At 30.0% G+C, this 19044-nt stretch carries 16 protein-coding genes, 1 tRNA gene and 1 pseudogene; 8 read left to right on the top strand and 10 right to left on the bottom strand.

The genetic code is table 11. From position 1 onward, the window contains the following. Nucleotides 1-238 precede the first annotated feature (238 nt). Both QZV12_RS11400 and QZV12_RS11395 read left to right on the top strand, forming a co-directional pair. Nucleotides 239-1540 (top strand): phenylacetate--CoA ligase family protein, encoded by a 1302-nt coding sequence (locus QZV12_RS11400; RefSeq protein ID WP_295621928.1) that lies wholly within the window; start codon nucleotides 239-241, stop codon nucleotides 1538-1540. A 20-nt stretch (nucleotides 1541-1560) separates the two neighbouring features. Continuing rightward, nucleotides 1561-1992: an acetolactate synthase gene (locus QZV12_RS11395; RefSeq protein WP_295621925.1), complete on the top strand. Its 432-nt coding sequence runs from the start codon at nucleotides 1561-1563 to the stop codon at nucleotides 1990-1992. A gap of 694 nt (nucleotides 1993-2686) precedes the next feature. Here QZV12_RS11395 and QZV12_RS11390 read toward each other — a convergent pair. The 6 genes from QZV12_RS11390 to QZV12_RS11365 form a co-directional block, all read right to left on the bottom strand. After that, on the bottom strand, nucleotides 2687-2965 hold the full coding sequence (locus QZV12_RS11390) for a hypothetical protein (RefSeq protein ID WP_295621922.1): 279 nt from the start codon (nucleotides 2963-2965) through the stop codon (nucleotides 2687-2689). Nucleotides 2966-3045: 80 nt separating this feature from the next. Then, nucleotides 3046-6225, bottom strand: a complete 3180-nt coding sequence (carB, locus tag QZV12_RS11385; protein ID WP_295621920.1) for a carbamoyl-phosphate synthase large subunit — start codon at nucleotides 6223-6225, stop codon at nucleotides 3046-3048. Nucleotides 6226-6341: 116 nt separating this feature from the next. After that, complete coding sequence (gene carA, locus QZV12_RS11380; protein ID WP_295621917.1) at nucleotides 6342-7421, bottom strand: glutamine-hydrolyzing carbamoyl-phosphate synthase small subunit; 1080 nt, start codon at nucleotides 7419-7421, stop codon at nucleotides 6342-6344. A 460-nt stretch (nucleotides 7422-7881) separates the two neighbouring features. Then, nucleotides 7882-8631, bottom strand: coding sequence for a hypothetical protein (locus QZV12_RS11375; RefSeq protein WP_295621914.1), 750 nt, complete (start codon nucleotides 8629-8631; stop codon nucleotides 7882-7884). A 73-nt stretch (nucleotides 8632-8704) separates the two neighbouring features. Continuing rightward, nucleotides 8705-9121, bottom strand: coding sequence for a hypothetical protein (locus QZV12_RS11370; protein ID WP_295621911.1), 417 nt, complete (start codon nucleotides 9119-9121; stop codon nucleotides 8705-8707). 32 nt (nucleotides 9122-9153) lie between these two features. Next, complete coding sequence (locus QZV12_RS11365) at nucleotides 9154-9381, bottom strand: hypothetical protein (protein WP_295621908.1); 228 nt, start codon at nucleotides 9379-9381, stop codon at nucleotides 9154-9156. A gap of 138 nt (nucleotides 9382-9519) precedes the next feature. Here QZV12_RS11365 and QZV12_RS11360 point away from each other — a divergent pair, with 138 nt between their 5' ends. From QZV12_RS11360 to QZV12_RS11345, 4 genes are all read left to right on the top strand, one after another. After that, nucleotides 9520-9750 carry a zinc ribbon domain-containing protein gene (locus QZV12_RS11360; protein ID WP_295621905.1) on the top strand — a complete coding sequence of 77 codons (231 nt, stop codon included), beginning with the start codon at nucleotides 9520-9522 and terminating at the stop codon, nucleotides 9748-9750. A gap of 229 nt (nucleotides 9751-9979) precedes the next feature. Then, nucleotides 9980-10195 (top strand): hypothetical protein, encoded by a 216-nt coding sequence (locus QZV12_RS11355; protein ID WP_295621902.1) that lies wholly within the window; start codon nucleotides 9980-9982, stop codon nucleotides 10193-10195. Nucleotides 10196-10443: 248 nt separating this feature from the next. Then, nucleotides 10444-11733, top strand: a complete 1290-nt coding sequence (locus QZV12_RS11350) for a pseudomurein-binding repeat-containing protein (RefSeq protein WP_295621899.1) — start codon at nucleotides 10444-10446, stop codon at nucleotides 11731-11733. A 64-nt stretch (nucleotides 11734-11797) separates the two neighbouring features. Beyond that, nucleotides 11798-12724 (top strand): hypothetical protein, encoded by a 927-nt coding sequence (locus QZV12_RS11345; protein ID WP_295621897.1) that lies wholly within the window; start codon nucleotides 11798-11800, stop codon nucleotides 12722-12724. A gap of 98 nt (nucleotides 12725-12822) precedes the next feature. Here QZV12_RS11345 and rimI read toward each other — a convergent pair whose 3' ends face one another. Continuing rightward, the gene (rimI, locus tag QZV12_RS11340; RefSeq protein ID WP_295621894.1) at nucleotides 12823-13269 is read right to left on the bottom strand and encodes a ribosomal protein S18-alanine N-acetyltransferase; all 447 of its coding nucleotides are present in this window, start codon (nucleotides 13267-13269) and stop codon (nucleotides 12823-12825) included. A gap of 431 nt (nucleotides 13270-13700) precedes the next feature. Here rimI and QZV12_RS11335 point away from each other — a divergent pair, with 431 nt between their 5' ends. Next, complete coding sequence (locus QZV12_RS11335) at nucleotides 13701-14111, top strand: UPF0146 family protein (protein ID WP_295621891.1); 411 nt, start codon at nucleotides 13701-13703, stop codon at nucleotides 14109-14111. Nucleotides 14112-14284: 173 nt separating this feature from the next. Further along, nucleotides 14285-16972 carry an HAD-IC family P-type ATPase gene (locus tag QZV12_RS11330; RefSeq protein WP_295621966.1) on the top strand — a complete coding sequence of 896 codons (2688 nt, stop codon included), beginning with the start codon at nucleotides 14285-14287 and terminating at the stop codon, nucleotides 16970-16972. Nucleotides 16973-18032: 1060 nt separating this feature from the next. Here the strand turns inward: QZV12_RS11330 and QZV12_RS11325 are convergent. The 3 genes and pseudogenes from QZV12_RS11325 to QZV12_RS11315 form a co-directional block, all read right to left on the bottom strand. Then, nucleotides 18033-18116: transfer RNA gene (locus QZV12_RS11325), tRNA-Ser, on the bottom strand. A 125-nt stretch (nucleotides 18117-18241) separates the two neighbouring features. Continuing rightward, the gene (gene rpsJ / locus QZV12_RS11320; protein WP_295621886.1) at nucleotides 18242-18547 is read right to left on the bottom strand and encodes a 30S ribosomal protein S10; all 306 of its coding nucleotides are present in this window, start codon (nucleotides 18545-18547) and stop codon (nucleotides 18242-18244) included. 232 nt (nucleotides 18548-18779) lie between these two features. Continuing rightward, a pseudogene (locus tag QZV12_RS11315) lies at nucleotides 18780-19044 on the bottom strand (elongation factor 1-alpha); the annotation flags it as partial.

Genomic DNA, 19044 nt, shown 5'->3' with positions numbered 1-19044 from the left:
CAATAAAAAACTTGATTAAGTATTAATATGGTTAAATGAATAATTACAAACAATAATTTGAAAAAATAAAAACAAAATAAGGATAATTAAGAAAAATTATAGAATATAAGCGATGAAAAGTATTTTTAGACTATCAAATATATTAATGATTAAAAATAAAGTAAATAATGTTATCAATTATTAAACTTAAACTATAATAACTCAAAAGAAAATTTTAAAAAAATCATGGAGAAATTATATGATTTGGAATCCGATAGCAGAATGTATGGGTAAGGAAGAAAAAGAAGAAATGCAACTTTCCTTACTCCAAAAACAAGTAAAGAGAGTTTATGAAAATGTACCATTCTACAAGAAGAAGTTTGATGAAGCAGGATTTCATCCAGATGACTTGAAAACAATGGAAGACCTTAGCAAAATACCATTTACAACCAAAGATGATTTGAGACAAGCTTATCCTTTTGGACTATTTGCTGTTCCAGAAGATGAAATCATAGAAATCCACAGTACTTCAGGAACTACTGGAACTCCTGTTGTATCTGGATACACACAAAAAGACATTGACATTTGGGGAGAATGTATTGCAAGGGCCATTGGAATGGCTGGAGGAGACAAACACTCCAAAATCCAAAATTCATATGGATACGGACTATTCACTGGAGGATTTGGAATAGACCATGGTGCCAAATATATGGGAGCTACCGTCATACCTATGTCTTCTGGAAATACTGCAAGACAATTGAAGATTATGGAAGATTTCCAAAGTGATATTCTCACCTGTACCCCTTCCTATGCAATGTATTTAGCAGAATCTCTTGAAAAGGAAGGTTTCACTGCAGATGACATCAGTTTACAGGCAGGTATTTTTGGAGCTGAAATGTGGACTGAAGAGATGAGAAAGAGCTTAGAAGAAAAATTAGGAATAACTGCTCATAACATTTACGGCCTTACTGAATTGATGGGACCAGGTGTAGCAACCGAATGTGAACACCAAACAGGTTTACATATTCAAGAAGACCATTTCTATCCTGAAATCATTGACTCAGACACTGGAGAAATCCTTGAAGAAGGGCAAAAGGGAGAATTGGTTTTAACTAACCTTACAAGAGAAGGAATGCCAGTTATCAGATTTAGAACAAAAGACATCACTGCACTTAGAAGAGATGAATGTCCTTGTGGAAGAACCACTGTAAGAATGGACAGAATTACAGGTAGAAGCGATGACATGTTAAAAATCAAAGGTGTTATGGTTTACCCATCCCAAATTGAAGCTGCCATTTTACAGGTTGATGGTTTAACAGCCAACTATCAAATACATGTATCAAGACCTAAGACCCTTGATGAAATCGAAGTGAAGGTAGAAGCTTCACCAGAGGTATTCTCTGATGAAATGAAAAAGATAGAAGAATTTGAAAGAAGAGTAGCCAGAAAGATCCAAAACACCATAGGAATTAGTGTAGATGTAACTTTAGTTGAACCTGAATCCTTGCCAAGAAGTGAAGGAAAGGCTATTAGAGTAATTGATGAGAGAAACTTTGATTAGATAAAAAATGAGATGATAATATGAATGTAAAACAACTTTCCGTATTCCTTGAAAACAAAGAAGGAAAATTAAAAAAAGCTGTAAATGCAATGTCCCAAAAAGGAGTAAACATTAGAGCGCTTTCAATTGCAGACAGTTCAAAATATGGAATTTTAAGATTAATCGTTTCAGACAACGAAGCAGCAAAAGAAGCATTGGAATCTGAAAAATTCACAGTCAAAGAAACTGAAGTAATTGTTGTAGGAGTAAAAGACGAACCTAACGGTCTTAACACTATCCTTGAAATTCTTGAAAAAGAAAGCATCAATGTTGAATACCTTTATGCATTTGTCAGTACCAAAGTTGATGAAGCTATTGTTGTTTTCAAAATCGAAAACTATGAAGAGGGTGTTAAAGCATTGGAAAATGGTGGTGCAACATTATTAAGCAAAGAAGATTTAGATGAAATATAAATCTTCTTATTTTTCTCTTTTTTAAAAATTTAAAATACTCTTATTCCCTTTATTAAAAAAATAAAAAATAACTTTTATCTTTTTTAAAAATATAAAAAATTCTTTTTCTCTTTATTAAAAAATTAAAAAATAACTTGTAACCTTTTTAAAAATTTAAAATATTCTTATTCTCTTTATTAAAAAAATAAAAAATAACTTTTATCTTTTTTAAAAATTTAAAATATAAATTTTATCTATATTAACAAATTAATTTAATCAATCACTCTTATTTTCTCTTTTCTAACGATTCAACTATATTAAAAAAATTTCCAGCTTATTTTCTCTTATTTAACGATTTAACAAATTATTAAAACAATTCCCAGCTTATTTTCTCTTATTTAACGATTTAACAAATTATTAAAACAATTTCAACTTATTTTCCTTATTTAACGATTTAACAAATTATTAAAACAATTTATCTATTTTTCTCTTTTTTAAGAATTAATAGAATAATCAAAATAAAAATAGCCGATAAAATTACTGAAAACATGCAAATAATTTAAATAATTTAAATAAAAAAAACTAAAAAAATTATTTAAAATATTGAAATAAAAAAGCAAAAAATAAGTAAAATAATTAAAAAAAGAGAGATAATTAAGTAATAAAAAACTAAAAAAAGTGGAAATAGAAAAAGAAACAATTTCTATTATAAAAATTAAAATTCCTTAAGCATTTCAACGATTTCGTCTCTGTTATATCCTAATTTAACAAGGATTGCTTTGAGACTATCGCCATCTTCCCATTTAATATCTTTCCATGCTTTAAAATCGTTTCTAATAATTGCATTAATCACTAATTGCATAGTGATAAAGTCATCACTATTCACTACCATTAAAGCATCCTTTTTATTAAATTTTCTATCTGGATCAATTAAATCATACTTACCTGATTCAGCATCAATTTTCATTATAGCACTATCAATCTTATAAGGCATAATCACACCAACACAATTTAATAAAATATTATTTGAAATTATAAAATTAAAAAATAAAAAAAATTAATAGAGAAAAATCTCTATTTTGCATTCGCAATATGATCATTTAATGATTTAACGGTTAAATCATTTTCTTTAACTGCTGCAATTGCATTTAAAGCTGCTCTTGCTCCTGCTAAAGTGGTTACATAAGGAATGCCTAATTCAACAGCTAAACGTCTAATGATATAACCATCCTTAGAAGCCTGTTCACCATGAGGAGTGTTGATGATCATATCAATTTTTCCTTCTAAAATGGCTTCCTTGATGTTAGGCTGTCCTTGAGACACTTTTTTGATTCTTGTAATAGGAACATCAAATATAGCATTAGCAGTACCTTTTGTAGCATAAATGTTAAATCCTAACTCATGAGCCTTTTCAGCAATTGGTTGAATCTTAGGTTGGTCTAGGTCTCTAACACTGATCAAGAGATTTCCTTCTGTAGGCAAGTCCATACCTGCTGAAAGCTGGGACTTGTAGAAAGCAAGGCCAAAGTTCTTATCAATACCAATACTTTCACCAGTGGATTTCATTTCAGGACCAAGAATACTGTCAGATTCTGTTAACTTTAAGAATGGGAAAACAGATTCCTTAACAGCTACGTGGTTGATTTTAATTTCTTGAGTTAAATTAAGCTCTTCAAGAGTTTTTCCCATCATCAATGAAGTTGCAACTTTTGCTAAAGGAACACCAATAGCTTTACTTACAAATGGAACAGTTCTACTTGCTCTTGGATTAGATTCAATGATGTAAACTTTCTCTTCATCCAATTTAACAGCATATTGAATGTTCATCAAACCGATAACATCTAATTCCAAAGCTAATTTTCTTGTATTGTCTCTAATGACTTCAAGCAAATGTTCTGGAATGGTTTGAGGAGGTATTACACATGCAGAGTCTCCAGAGTGAACACCTGCTTCTTCAATGTGTTCCATAATACCTGCAATGAATACATCCTTGCCGTCACATAAAAGGTCTACATCAAGTTCAATTGCATCTTCCAAGAACTTATCTACGAGAATTGGGTGTTCTGGTGAAACTTTTACAGCTTCTTTCATATATTCTTCAAGCTCTTCTACACAGTAAACAATTTCCATTGCTCTTCCACCGATAACATAGGATGGACGTACGAGAACTGGGAATCCAATTCTTTCAGCTGCTTCTCTTGCTTCTTCAAATGAATTAGCCAATCCATAAGGAGCTTGGCGAATATTCAAATCCTTTAATACTTCAGTGAATCTTTCTCTGTCTTCAACTCTGTCAATGCTTTCATATGGAGTACCTAATATCTTAACTCCTGCCTTTGCAAGAGGAACGGATAAGTTGATTGAAGTCTGACCACCAAATTGAACAATTACACCTTCAGGCTCCACTTGTTCAATGATTCCCATGATGTCTTCATAGGTCAATGGCTCAAAGAACAAATCATCTGAAACATCATAGTCAGTACTTACAGTTTCAGGGTTGTTGTTTACCAAAATGGTTTCAATTCCTTGATCCTTCAATGCAAGAGAGGAATGTACACAACAGTAATCAAACTCAATACCTTGTCCAATTCTGATTGGACCTGCACCGATAATGAGGATTTTTCTATTGTCATTCTTGATTAGTTCATTACCCTTATCATAACTGCTGTAGTAGTAAGGGGTTTTAGCTTCAAATTCAGCTGCACAGGTATCTACCATTTTGTAGGATGGCTTAATGTCAAATTTATCAAGAAGGGCTTTAACATCTTCCTCTTTAATGCCTGCCAATTTAGCAAGGGTAAAGTTAGAGAATCCTAATTTTTTAGCCTTAAGGAGGAATTCCTCATCTTCAAGTGCTTCCTTAGTTACTTGATTTTCAAACTCAACTATGTTTTCAATCTTGTATAGGAAGAATGCATCCATATTGGAAAGTTCAGCTAATTCTTCAACGCTTCTTCCATCCTTAATAGCGGAATACATGTGGAATAATCTTTCATCAGTAGGATTTGCCAAATTATCTTCAGTGTATTCAAGGTATTCAAATCCATGCAATCCAATATCCAATGAACGAATAGCCTTTTGAATAGCTTCTTCATAGGTTCTACCAATAGCCATTACTTCTCCGGTAGCTTTCATTTGAACTCCTATTTTTCTGTCAATTCCTTTGAATTTGTCAAATGGCCATCTTGGGATTTTAACTACGATATAGTCAATGGATGGTTCAAAGGAAGCAGGAGTTTCTTTAGTAATGTCATTTCTGATTTCATATAAAGTCAATCCAAGAGCCACTTTTGATGAGATTTTAGCAATTGGATAACCGGTTGCCTTAGATGCAAGAGCACTACTTCTACTTACACGAGGGTTTACCTCAATGATCTTATATTCATTGGTTTCAGGATTCAATGCAAATTGAATGTTACATCCCCCATTGATTCCTAAGTTTCTGATAATCTTAATTGAAGCATCCCTTAGCTTTTGGCATACTTCATCATTTAGGTTTTGAATTGGAGCCACTACAATACTGTCTCCAGTATGGATACCCATTGGATCTACATTTTCCATATTACATACGATGATACAGGTATCGTTTTTATCTCTCATAACCTCAAATTCTATTTCTTTCCAACCAAGAACAGACTCATCAATCAATACTTGGTTAATGTAACTCATATCAAGACCATGAGTGGTGACTTCTATAAGCTCTTCCTTATTATGAGCTATTCCTCCACCAGTACCACCTAAGGTAAAAGCAGGACGTACAATTACTGGATAGCCGATTTCCTCTACAGCTTCCAAAGCTGCTTCAACAGATTCAACTGCATGACATTTAGGGATAGGCTCATCCAATCTGTCCATAAAGTTAGCAAACAGGTCTCTGTCTTCTACATCAGCAATTGTATTAACATCAGAACCGATAACTTTTATACCTTCTAAAAGACCTAATTTTCCAAGTTCGGTTGCAATGTTTAAACCGGTTTGTCCTCCCATGGTAGGCAAGATAGCGTCAATATTCTCTTTTTCTATAATTTGGGCAACAAGTTCTGGAGTTAACGGTTCAGTATAAACAGTATCAGCCATATCCATATCAGTTTGGATGGTAGCAGGGTTACTGTTTACTAGAACAGTTTCCAAACCCTCTTCTCTAAGTGACTTGCACGCTTGAGAACCAGAGTAGTCAAACTCAGCAGCCTGACCAATTTGAATAGGTCCAGAACCAATTATAAGCACTTTATTAATATCCTTATCAACAGTCATATTATCCTCTCTTAATCCACATTAAACTTAATAAATTTTATATAATCTTAAATTCATAAAAAGCTTTAAAATTTAATTTTAAATTCAATAATAATTAAATACAATGAACTTCAATCCTAATACTCCTTAATAATATTGCTGAACTCTTCAAATAGATCCCTAGTATCATTTGGGCCAGGACCAGATTCTGGGTGATATTGAATGGTTCTTAAAGGCAATTCCTTATGTAAAAATCCTTCAGGAGTACCATCATTTAAGTTTATTTGAGTCAATTCCAAATCAGTTCCTTTCAAAGAATCTGGATTTATAGCAAATCCATGATTTTGAGAAGTGATGAACACTTTTCCAGTTTGCAAATCTTTTACTGGCTGATTTGCTCCTCTATGACCAAATTTCATTTTATAGGTTGTTGCACCAAATGTCTTTGCAATTACATGCTGACCCATGCAAATACCAAATACAGGGAATTTGGTAATTAATTTTTCCACATTTGCAATAGTGTCAGTTAATCTTTCAGGGTTTCCAGGACCTGGTGAAACCATAAGCCCATTTACACCATAATCTAAAATAGTTTGATAATCAGTATCATAAGGGAATAAAGCAACACCAACACCATTTTCCAAGAAACAGTTAATGATATTCTTCTTAACACCACAATCTATAATAGCTACAGTCTTATCAAAGTCTCCGAAAGTCTTGACTTCAGGAGTGGATACTAAAGGAACCAAGTCTAAATCTACAATGCTTTTATGTGCTTGAGCACGAGCTACAAGCTCATCGTCATCAATTTCTTCAGTAGCAATTGCAGCTTTAAGAGATCCTTTTTCACGAATTTTTAAAGTTAAATCCCTTGTATCAATATCTTCAATTCCAGGGACCTTAAATTCTTTCAAGAAATCATCTAAAGTCTTTTTAGTACCAAAGTTTGATAATTTTTTACAAGCTTCTCTTACTACAAAACCTTCAACTTGAACCTTATCAGATTGATACCATTCTTCACTGACTCCATAATTTCCTTCTAAAGGATAAGTAGACATCAATATTTGTCCTTTAAAGGAAGGGTCAGTAAGCGCTTCGGTATAACCAGACATTCCAGTTGAGAAAGCAAGTTCACCTACAGTTACAGTCTCATAACCGAAGGCTTTACCTTTTAGAACAGTTCCATCTTCTAAAGCTAATTTTGCTTCATTTCCCATATTTTCACCATATTAAATTCATTGCATTTAAATAAAAATAATTCGAATTAATCAGCATTTTGCATAATTAATTTTCCTTAATTATATATGTAATTTATTTAATTTAAACTATTCTATAAATCAGTTATTGCAAGAAAAAATGTTTAAAAAAGGCTTAACCAAATTAAACCATTAATCCTAAACATTTCCAAACAGATTCATAAAGTATTCAAAAATTTACATTATGGTATAATATATATTTAATAAAATATTTTAAGTTATCTATTGAAATAAAATTTGAAAAAAATAGTTTTAACTAATGGAATAATTTTAAAAAATTAGAATAAAAATAGTATTTAAATAATAGGTCAAATTTGTAAAAATAGAATAAAAAAAAAATATTTTGAATAATGTGATACATTGTAAAAATAGAATAAAAAAAAATAGAAAAACGAAAAAAGGATAAAAACAAACTAAACAGTTAATATTCTCCACTTGAACATCTGTCAAATTTCATCTGCTTATCAATTTCCCTTTTTCTCTTTTCAGAAATTTCTGCGTTCATCTGATTCATGAAATCATCTAAAGTGCTTTCTCTGGATTTATTGGATTTGTTAGTTATATTGTTTTTATTAGTTTTGTTGTTTGTATTGTTTTTATTATCTTTAATTAAATCTTCTTCATTGTTTTCATCTTCATTTTCAACTACAAGAGATTCGTCTTCATTGCCAAGAGATTCCTTTTCAACACCACAAGACCCATTTTCACTATTTATAAACTCTTTTTCACCTGTATAGAATCTTTTCTCGTTCAAATTTGATTTAAATAATGAATGTCTAACAACCAATTCATCATAAAACCATCTAACTGCAAAGCTATCAGAGCTGCTTAAGACTATCAGGATTTTAGAATACCCGTTTTTAGAAAAAACTATTTCAATAGAAGAGTATAAGGTTGAAAGACCAGATTTATGAAGCTTCAAATCAATTATCTCGCTATAGAATATCTTAATTGATCCCATAGACTTGCGCTTAATCAAAGATTTCTTCTTAAGCAAAATATAATTCTCTTCCAATGAAGTTTCAGATATTATATTAGAACTCATGGAATTAGAATTGAATTGATTGCTTAAGCCAAAACCAATATCCTTAGAACTTAATCTCTTTTGGAAAAAGGAAAAGTTAAGAAGATATTTTGATTCAGGAGAGTAATTTGAATTATTGTTTTTCATAAAACCACATACAATAAGTTTAAAAGTTTAATTAAACAGCAAATAGATTACAGTAAAGTAAAGAAATAATTGATTAGATTGAAGAATTTATCTTTCCTTCAATAAAATACAAAAGAATTAAATAAATCACCATAGATGCAAAATAGCAAAGGACATCCACATAATCAAAAATGGCCCATGGCTTAATGAACAATGCCACATACTCCCATACAAATGATGCCAAGACTGTTACAATCAGTATAAGCCAAAGGTTATCCGGCTTATATGGATAAATGATATTTAAAAAACTTAACAAAACGACAATAGCTAAAAGATCATTGAAATAAAACATGAAAAACCAATTGATTTCATGGAAATAATGATTGTTCAATAAATAAATTGATAAGGCGATAATAAATATTGCTAAATTACATATTCTAAAGCGCCTATTGTTTTTTTCAATGGAAAATCTTTCAAGCATATTGTCTAAATTAAACATTGCAATCCTCAAGCCAATTAAAATTATCTTAAGAATACCATCATTTAATCAAAAGTCATTATGAAAATGACCAATAATAAAATAACAACCATTGAAACAATAATGAGAGTTGTATTGCTTAATGAAATGGATCTGTAAAATCCATTGACACTGCCAGAATCATCATATTCCCTTTGGTTATATTCGCTTTGATAATCATCATCTTCACTTGCTTCTATAATCTGCTTATCCTTTACTTCATAATCATCAATATCAATAATATCATCAGACAATTTTCCACCCCAATTCAATAAATCTTATAAAAAAATTTCATTTTATAATTAAAGATTTATTAACTAATTATTTATAGATATCTATAAAAGAGATTAAAATAATAATTAAATTATAATTTATTAATTGAAGGTGAAATTATGAACCGATTTTGTCCAAAATGCGGTGCAAAACTTTATGATATCAATGCAAAGTTTTGTAGCCAATGCGGGACTAATCTAACTGAAAAGAAGGAAATCAATCCTAAAGATTTGCCTGAAGAAAGGATTGATTTAAGAGAAGGCATGACCAATAGAAATACTGGAATGTGGAAAACCACAAAATGGGGCAGACGAAAGAAAAAACCGGTTAATTGGGATATGGAAAAATAATTGAAACATAAAAATTCATAACAGTTAGTACAGTTAGTAAAGATAAATAAAATCAATTGACATAATATTTAAATATTTATTGGAGAGTCCTAAAATGAAAACCAAAGAAGAAAATTAAGAAAAAATAGAATTCCTAAATGATAAGATAGCGGGAGTAAGAGCTGAAGATGAGGAAAACCTTTCAAATGAACTTAAAGTAATCCTTGCAGGTTCTGAATTACAATCAATAATGTTAACAAGCACTTTAGTTAACTCAGAAACTCAAAACCGTGAATTGCTTGAAAGATTCGAAGCAAGAGCTGAAGAATTGAATAGAAAATTTGAACAGGCATCTGCTGAAGGAAATATTGAAGCTAAAAACCAAATCCATGGTATGATTTGGACAAATGACATTAGATTAGACACCATTAAATGGGTTCTTGAAGTGGATGAAGACCCAATTTAAATTTTTAACTAAATAAGAGTGTCCGCCAAAAGAATAATAATCATTTCAAAAAACTTCTAAAAATCATTTATTTTAAAAATAAAGAAACAAATTTTTATAAAAATATATTTTTGGCGAGTAGTCAATAAGTTAAAAAAAAGACCCTATTTAAAATTTTAACTAAATAAGTAAATAAAATAAATAAAAAAATGAACTTACCCTATTTTAAATCAAGACAAGCATGAAACTTAAAATACAGAGACGAGACCATGAAAAAGATTATTCCAATATTACTTTTATCATTAATCCTATTATGCCCAATATTTGCTGAAAGTGCAGATGCAACAACTGTATTCCTAACTTCAGATAACTTGCATGGACATGATGCCGATTTCCATAGACTAAATGATATAAAAGAGCGCATTGAATCAAAAACAAATGGTGCAATAACAGTTATAATTGATGATGAGGCGTCAAATCCAGGAGAAGGGACACGATTGATGAATGCAAGAACGGATGTTGGAGTTTCAATTTCAGCTGCTTGTGCAGGAAACCTTGTTGAACTTGCAGATTTCTCAACACGAGCAACAAAGAAAGTCATATATGTAAATGCAGGTTCATTTGATTTGAACAATATAAATTTCATAAGAAGATCATATGACGACAATTGGTCACATTATACCTTTGCATCAATAAAAAGTCCTGGAAAGTTCTTGAATGATGCAGGAATAAGTTTAATCCAACCTGCAATCGAATATCCAAATGACTGCCACAAGGGAATAATCAAATCAGACAGCGATGAAGCTAACGAATATATTGCAAACGAAATAATCAATGTAATTAATGCGGGAGCAGCTAGCAGCAAACAATTGGATACTGATTTGATTGTCACACACAAAATGGACCCTAAATACTTGGCTGAAGATTCCCAACTGATAGCGGATAGCCAAGGAGGAGAGATGCAGGAATCCTATGGTTCATACACTACCCAACAGCTCTTATACATGAGCGCTTCATATATTGCAGGATATAGCTTACAAGTTCCTCCATCCTTTGAAGCACCAGCCAATCCTGAAAAGTATTCAAGCTTTAACAGATGGAGCTATTCATTTAATGATTACTGCAAAATGGCAGCCCAAGTAGTTGAATATATGAATGAAAATGGAAAAGCCCCAGATTCAATCAACTATGAAGGTGCAACAATAGGCTACTATGATCTGATTTATAACTTTGCCCTTCTTACAGAAGATGATACAAGTGTAAGCACAATGAATTTCCCATTAAACTTTGGATTCCACAAGTATTACAGCAATTTCCTGTTTGACTTATTGCCAATAGGATTAATCATTGTTGCATTGATTATAGTGCTGTTGGTAATTAGGAAAATCATAAGGGGAATAAAAAGAAGAAGGCGAAACAGAAGAATGAGATCCCGTCAAAAGGCAATGTATAGGAATTCTGGAAGATTGGATAGAAACCCAGATTATATGTACTATTCAGATTATGACTATCCTCCAAGACCTAAACAACTTAAAAGACAAAGAAGAAGACGAAGATAAAGGCAAATATAAATTAATATTAAAGAAGATTAATGATTAAATCTATCTCAATAGGAGTTTAAAAATGACAGATACTCAAAACAATACAGGCGATGAAGAATATATTAATAGTTTAAAGGATGAAATAAGCTATTTAAAAGAGGTTCTTGCAAGCAAACTATTTGAAGAAGACCACTTATTGAATTTCACTTGCAGAGAGATTGAGACAGATTATGCCTTAAAATTTGGAGTTTATAAATACAAAATCAAGGAATATAAGCTAAAGATCAAAAAAACAAAAAGAACCATTGAGCTCATTAATAAAATGGCCAACAAACAAAAATCCAACCCATTCAATAAGGATAACGAAGACTTGGAAGAAAATCAGATAAAAATAAACAGAACCAAAATTAACAAGCCTAAAATCAATATGAGTGAGATAGAAAAGCATATTGAAAATGAGTTTAAGGAAGAGGCATTAGAACTGGAAACAGAAACTGCAAAAGTGAATATCCTAATTGAAGAGCATAAGAACAATCTAACTGAAAAGCAGGACTTTAAAGAATTGGACCTCATTTATAAAGATTGCATAAAGAAGATTCATCCAGACCTTTTGCTTGAGCCTACAAGCTTTGAAGAAAACCTATTTTATAATTCTAAAGAAGCATATGAAGATAGGGATATAGACGAGTTAAGGTCAACACACAATTTAATCAATATCCATAAAATCAACAAGATTCCAAGTACTGTCGAAGAGTTTGAAGAATTGAGAAACAAATTGGAAATAAATATTGAATTGGAAGAGAATGAAATTTCCCAAATCATTAATTCCAAGCCATACACACAACAAAAATTCCTATTGGACACTAAAAAAGTGAATAGCTATAGGGAAGGATTGGTTACTTCTTTGTTGGAAGTGGAAAAGGAATACATTAAAATCAACAAGAAGTTAACTGAATTGAAAAAAGAGAATAACCTTAGCTATAGATTAGATTTGACTAAAGGAAAATAATCAAAAAGATAAATGAAGTTAAGAATAGATAAGAAAGAGATAAAAAAAAGATTTGAAAAATGAAAATCAAAAGAGAAAAAAGATTTGAGAATTGAAAATCAATTTTGATATTTTTCTGTGTTAAAAAACATTACATAGGCATCTGATCCATCTTCATAGTATTTTGGAACCTTTCTGTCAATTTCAAAACCGAATTTTCTATAGAATTCCACTGCAATCTCATTATGGGACTTGACTTCCAAAGTGATTCTATGAATATCACATCTTCTGAATATGTTTACAGCCATCATTAGCAAGCGAGTGGCTATATGCTGTCCACGGAATTTTTTATCAACTGCAAGAGTAATTATATGGCCTAAACCTTCTTCTTTTACCCAAAAAATAATATATCCTACAATATCACCATCTTCAACAGCTACAAGAAAACCAGCACCTATTTCAAATAATTGCTGAAGGATAGCTATGTCATAAGGATCGGAAAAGGATTCCACTGCAATTTGATAAACCCTTGCTAAATCATTAGGGACAAATTCACGTATAAACATATATAAACCTTAAAATGCTTTTTTTAGTAAAAAAATTGTAAAATTAATTAATTAAAAAAAATTTATATTATAATATATAACTTAACTTTCTTAAAAAGATTTCTAAAAATTATAATAAAAAGTATGAAAAATTAGAAAAAGTAGAGAAATAAAGGAATAAGAAAAAATAGAATAATTAGAAAAATAAAAAATAGGGAAATTGGAAAAATAAGAAAAAATAGAATAATTAGAAAAATAAAAAATAGGGAAATAGAGGAATAGGAAAAAATAGAATAATTAGAAAAATAAAAAATAGGGAAATAGAGGAATAGGAAAAAATAGAATAATTAGAAAAATAAAAAATAGAGAAATATGAAAAATAAGAAAAAATAGAAAATATATTATTATTAATTTATAAATATTATATAAACTAATCAAAAAAAGGAATAAAAATGTGGAATGATTTAGAAGAATATATACTTAAATTAGCAATTGAAAACAGCGAAAAAACCGGCAGGAAAACAAAAATTGTTGAAATAGGAGCTGGAAAATTCCAAACCATCTCTAATAACTTAAGTGAAAATGAAAATATTGAAATCTTAATGACAGACATTGATCCTGCAAATGAAAATGTAATTAAAGATGATGTCTTTAATCCAAATATAAATATCTATAAGGATGCAGACATATTGTTTTCAATTAGGCCACCTGCAGAATTGCAGGAAGCGATTATGAAAATAAGAGATGAAGTTGATGCTACACTGATTATCAAGCCTTTATTCAATGAAGACTTAAATATTAAAACTCAAAAAATGAAATTGAAAAACTATAATCGTGCTTCATTTTACATTTATGAAAAGTGAAAAAATAAATTAATAAATCAACAAATAATTTTGACTAAACCAAGTTAAATAAAATATTTAAATAAAATAACTTAAATAAAATAAGATAATAAGTAACAATATAATTTATATATAAAGTAAATACGAAAAAAAAACAAGATAAACTATTTTTATTATGCATGGGGATTACCTTGATAGATGAAATATTAAAACAGTATTCTACACAAAAAGAAGGGCTAAGCAGTGTTGAGGCCAATGCCCGACTAAAAAAGTATGGCCTTAATAAACTTGAGGAAAAAAAGAAGGACAGTCCTTTAAAACTGTTTTTTTCACAATTTTTAGATGTTCTAATATTCATGCTTATTGTTGCAGCTATAGCAAGCTGGATAATTGGTAATCATTTGGATGCCATTGTTATTGTTATAGTTGTCATCATCAACTCAATTATTGGTTTTATTCAGGAATATCGTGCTGAAAATGCAATGGAGAAACTTAAAAATTTGGTAACCACTATTGCTCACGTAAAAAGAGATGGAAACAATAAGAGAATTCCTGGAGAGGAACTTACAATTGGAGACATTGTAATCCTTGAAGAGGGAGATAAGGTACCTGCAGATTTGATGTTAATCGAATCTTATGACTTAAGGGTTGACGAGTCTTCCTTAACTGGAGAGTCTGATTATGTTGAAAAAGATGTCAACTATAATGATATTGAAGATTTCTCAACTAAAATCAAGGATATCCAAAAATATTCCAAAGAGGAGAATGTGCAATCCAAGCTTGTATCCATGAACTCCAAGGTGATCTTTGGAATGGGAACAGGAGTTGTTATAGCTACTGGAATGGATACAACCATTGGAAAAATAGCTACCATGATACAAGACACCGAAGAGGAAACTCCTTTAACAATCAAGGTAGGTAAAATCGGTAAGAAAATTGGTATTTTATCAATAATCATTTGTATATTTGTATTCATGATAGACTTTTTACAAGCTTTAGACATCCTTGAAAGCTTTATGACTGCTGTTTCATTGGCAGTTGCTGCAATTCCAGAAGGGCTTCCAGCAGTATTGACATTGACATTGGCATTAGGAATACAAAAGATGGCAAAGTCCAATGCAATTGTAAAGAAATTGTCTTCTGTAGAAACATTAGGATCTTGTACATACATCTGTACAGACAAAACAGGTACATTAACTGAAAACAAGATGACTGTCAGAAAAACATTTCCAACAAATGCTGAATATTTAACATTAATTGCAGGACTTTGTAACGGTGCAAGATATGAAGATGACGAATTGATTGGAAACCCTACTGATTTGGCATCATATCATTTTGCAATGGAGAATGATTTTGAAAATCTTACTGCTAATAGAAACTTCAAGAAAGAATATGAAATACCTTTTGACAGCAATAGGAAAAGAATGACTGTCATTTATAGTGAAAGTAGTTCTGATGATGAAGATGAATTAAATAAACATTACTATATTCTAACAAAAGGTGCTCCTGAATTAATCTTAGATATGTGTGAAAAAATCGATTTTGATGGGCATACAAACCTTATAGATGAATATACCAGGGAGGATGTAGGCAGATACATTAAGGATATGACAAATTCATCTTTAAGAGTTATAGGTCTTGCTTATAAAGAAATAGACTCTGTAGAATACGAAAAGATTTTAGAATTAGACAATAAGGAATTTGAAAATCAAGTTTCAGAAATACATAAAACTTATTCACATAACAAGCACCATGGAGAAACTTTTGAAAAAGATTTGATTTTTGTAGGGCTTCTTGGAATAAAGGACCCTCCAAGAGCTGAAGCAGTTGAAGCTATTTCAGATTGTCAAAAAGCAGGAATCAATGTTGTAATGATTACTGGAGACCACAAGGATACTGCAACTGCAATAGCAAAAGAAATAGGTATTCTCCAAGGATATGATTCAAATAATCATCACAAGGAAGTCTTGACTGGTCAGGAATTGGAAGACTTAAGTGAAGAGGAATATGAGAAAATTGCAAAAGACATTAAAGTCTATGCAAGAGTGTACCCTGAACAAAAAAGAAAAATCATTGAAGTTCTTCAAAATCATGGAGAAATCGTATCAATGACAGGTGATGGTGTAAATGATGCACCAGCACTTAAAAAGGCATCAATTGGAGTTGCAATGGGCAGCGGAACAGATGTTACAAAAGAATCTGCTGATATGATTATACAAGATGATAACTTTGCAACTATAGTCTCTTCAATTAAAGAGGGCAGAACCATCTACGACAATATCAAAAGATTCCTAAAATTCCAATTATCAACAAACATTGGAGCAATATTGACAATCACTATTGGGTCATTATTGCCAATACCAACTCCATTTACTCCAATTCAATTGTTATGGATCAATATTATAATGGATGGTCCTCCAGCACAATCCTTAGGTTTGGAAGGACCTGAAGAAAATATTATGAGAAGACCTCCTGAAAAGGGAGAGATTATAAGCAAAAAAACAATGATTAAAATAACAATTTCCGGAATTGTTATGACTATAGGCACACTTGGATTATTCATTTATGAATTAAGCAGCGGAGTGCCTAATGTGAAAACCAAGGCAATTACCATTGCATTTACAGTATTTGTATTATATCAGTTATTTAATGCATTAAATTATAGATCAAGCTCAAATACTAGAAACACAGTACTTTGGTTATCTCTTATAGCATCATTTATTTTGCAAGTTCTTGTAATATATGTGCCATTCCTGCAGACAATTTTCAAAACATGCTCAATAGGATTATTTGATTGGGTATTGATTGCCATAGTCTCTGCAATCATATTAGTTACTGATAAAATCACTAATAAGATTTTAGATACATATATGGAAGATTAATGCAAGGAAAAATCTAATAATCATTATCTTAAAATTTTATGAAAATATTAAAATAAATTTTAAATAGTATATTAAATAAAAATATATTTAATTATACTTTTTTAAGGAGGAATATTATGAATTTAGTAGCAGATATTTTAAGTGGACTCTCATCTTTTGCACTTGTAATGGTCGTAGGTTTCATTATTGTTATTGCATTATTATCTGTAATCGGAAGAAAAGCATAAAGAAAATTTATTGAATTTAGTATTAATTTTCTAATTAATATTAATTTTATATAAATTACAATACCACCATTAATCCTTTTTTAAATATACTTTTACCACCCACTAAAAATCACTCATTTAAAACTAATCCTTTTTTAAATATACTTTTACCACCCACTAAAAATCACTCATTAAAAACTAATCCTTTTTTAAATATACTTTTCCATCTGTAAAATTTACTCCTTTTTAAAACTATTTTTTTTTTCAAAAAATTAATTTTGATTGTCACTAAATTCCCTATTTTTTTAATGAAATTATTGCAAAATTTATTTAATTCATATTTGTTATCGACAGCATCTACATAAATAATAATAATTTTTTTCAATGAAATATAAATTAATATCATTAAATTAAAAGTCGATTAATTAAATTAAAATTAAAACAAAATAATCTAATTTAAATTATCATAACATTAAAATAAATGATAGAAAAAAGTTTGACATATTTTACTAAATATAAAATTTAAAATTGATCAAAAATCATTAAAAAAAAATGAAAATGTCAAAATAAAAATAATGAAAAAAAATAAAAAACTAAAAAACAAAATTACAAAAAACCCTAAAAAAAGAGTTTGTAAAAAAGTTTAGGCTTAAAATCATTATATTAATTATTACTTATAAAGAAATTTAATAAAATTAAAATAAGCCTATAAAATATTACAGCCTCAAAAAAAGAAAAATATCAAAATAAAAATAATGAAAAAAATATAAAAACTAGAAAACGAAATTACAAAAACCCTAAAAAAAGCTAAATAAAAAGTGTAAAAAAAATAAAAAAAAAGAATTATAGAAAAACGCCGAGACTGGGATTTGAACCCAGGCGGAGATTACCCCACGGGATTTCAAGTCCCGCGCCTTACCAGGCTAGACTATCTCGGCATATAAATGAAATTAAAATAAATAAATTTTAGGGTAATCTATTTTTTTGTTTGAATAAAAATCTAAATGAAAAGTATGAAAAATTAATGAACTGAAAATAATTTTCAGATCATAGCATAACTTAATTATTTAAGTTCAATTTCAATACTTACATTATCAGGAACGCTGACTTTCATAATTTGTCTCATAGCTCTTTCGTCAGCACCAATACCAATTAAACATTTGTGGATACGAAGTTCCCATTTTTCCCAAGTAGCTTTTCCTTCTCCATCTGGAGATTTTCTAGTTGGTACAACTAATTTTTTAGTTGGTAATGGAATAGGGCCAGAAAGGTCTACACCAGTTCTTTCAGAAATTTTCTTTAACTGGTCACAGACATAATTAATTTTTTCAGGGTCAGTGCCTGTAAGTTTAATTCTAGCTTGATTCATATTTTAATCCTCCAAAAAGGTAAAAATAATCTAGTTTAAATCCATATATGAATAAACTAGATTATAAATCTAGATTAAAACATACTATAGATTTAAAATAATAATTATTTAAAACCTAAAAATCAAAATTGAAATTTATTAATCTTAATAAAAATCTCTAATAAAGTTATACGAATAAAAAACTAAAAAAAAATAAAAAATGAATAATTTAATTAAAAATTAATCATTAAACTTATTTTTTGTCAGTTACTTTAAGACATAAACCAGCTGCTACGGTTTGACCCATATCTCTGATAGCGAATCTTCCCATTGGAGGGATGTTTGCAGCTTCTTCCATAACCATAGGTTTGGTAGGTTTAATTTGTACAATAGCTGCGTCACCAGTTTTAATGAAGTCCGGTTTGGTTGCTTCAGGTTGACCGGTAGCAGGGTCGAGTTTAGAAGTTAAGTCTAAGAAAGTACATGCAGTTTGTGAGGTGTGACAGTGGAATACAGGG

This window comes from uncultured Methanobrevibacter sp. (assembly GCF_902769175.1).
In the GTDB taxonomy this organism is placed as follows: Archaea; Methanobacteriota; Methanobacteria; order Methanobacteriales; family Methanobacteriaceae; genus Methanobrevibacter.
This window is presented reverse-complemented; position numbering and strand designations above follow the sequence as displayed.

Excerpts from the sequence above, each read along its gene's own strand:
- rpsJ (WP_295621886.1), bottom strand. The coding sequence starts at position 18,547 with ATGAATCAAGCTAGAATTAAACTTACAGGCACTGACCCTGAAAAAATT.
- QZV12_RS11335 (WP_295621891.1), top strand. The coding sequence starts at position 13,701 with ATGTGGAATGATTTAGAAGAATATATACTTAAATTAGCAATTGAAAAC.
- QZV12_RS11350 (WP_295621899.1), top strand. The coding sequence starts at position 10,444 with ATGAAAAAGATTATTCCAATATTACTTTTATCATTAATCCTATTATGC.
- QZV12_RS11345 (WP_295621897.1), top strand. The coding sequence starts at position 11,798 with ATGACAGATACTCAAAACAATACAGGCGATGAAGAATATATTAATAGT.
- QZV12_RS11375 (WP_295621914.1), bottom strand. The coding sequence starts at position 8,631 with ATGAAAAACAATAATTCAAATTACTCTCCTGAATCAAAATATCTTCTT.
- QZV12_RS11400 (WP_295621928.1), top strand. The coding sequence starts at position 239 with ATGATTTGGAATCCGATAGCAGAATGTATGGGTAAGGAAGAAAAAGAA.
- rimI (WP_295621894.1), bottom strand. The coding sequence starts at position 13,269 with ATGTTTATACGTGAATTTGTCCCTAATGATTTAGCAAGGGTTTATCAA.
- QZV12_RS11355 (WP_295621902.1), top strand. The coding sequence starts at position 9,980 with ATGTTAACAAGCACTTTAGTTAACTCAGAAACTCAAAACCGTGAATTG.
- QZV12_RS11360 (WP_295621905.1), top strand. The coding sequence starts at position 9,520 with ATGAACCGATTTTGTCCAAAATGCGGTGCAAAACTTTATGATATCAAT.
- QZV12_RS11395 (WP_295621925.1), top strand. The coding sequence starts at position 1,561 with ATGAATGTAAAACAACTTTCCGTATTCCTTGAAAACAAAGAAGGAAAA.
- carB (WP_295621920.1), bottom strand. The coding sequence starts at position 6,225 with ATGACTGTTGATAAGGATATTAATAAAGTGCTTATAATTGGTTCTGGA.
- QZV12_RS11390 (WP_295621922.1), bottom strand. The coding sequence starts at position 2,965 with ATGCCTTATAAGATTGATAGTGCTATAATGAAAATTGATGCTGAATCA.
- carA (WP_295621917.1), bottom strand. The coding sequence starts at position 7,421 with ATGGGAAATGAAGCAAAATTAGCTTTAGAAGATGGAACTGTTCTAAAA.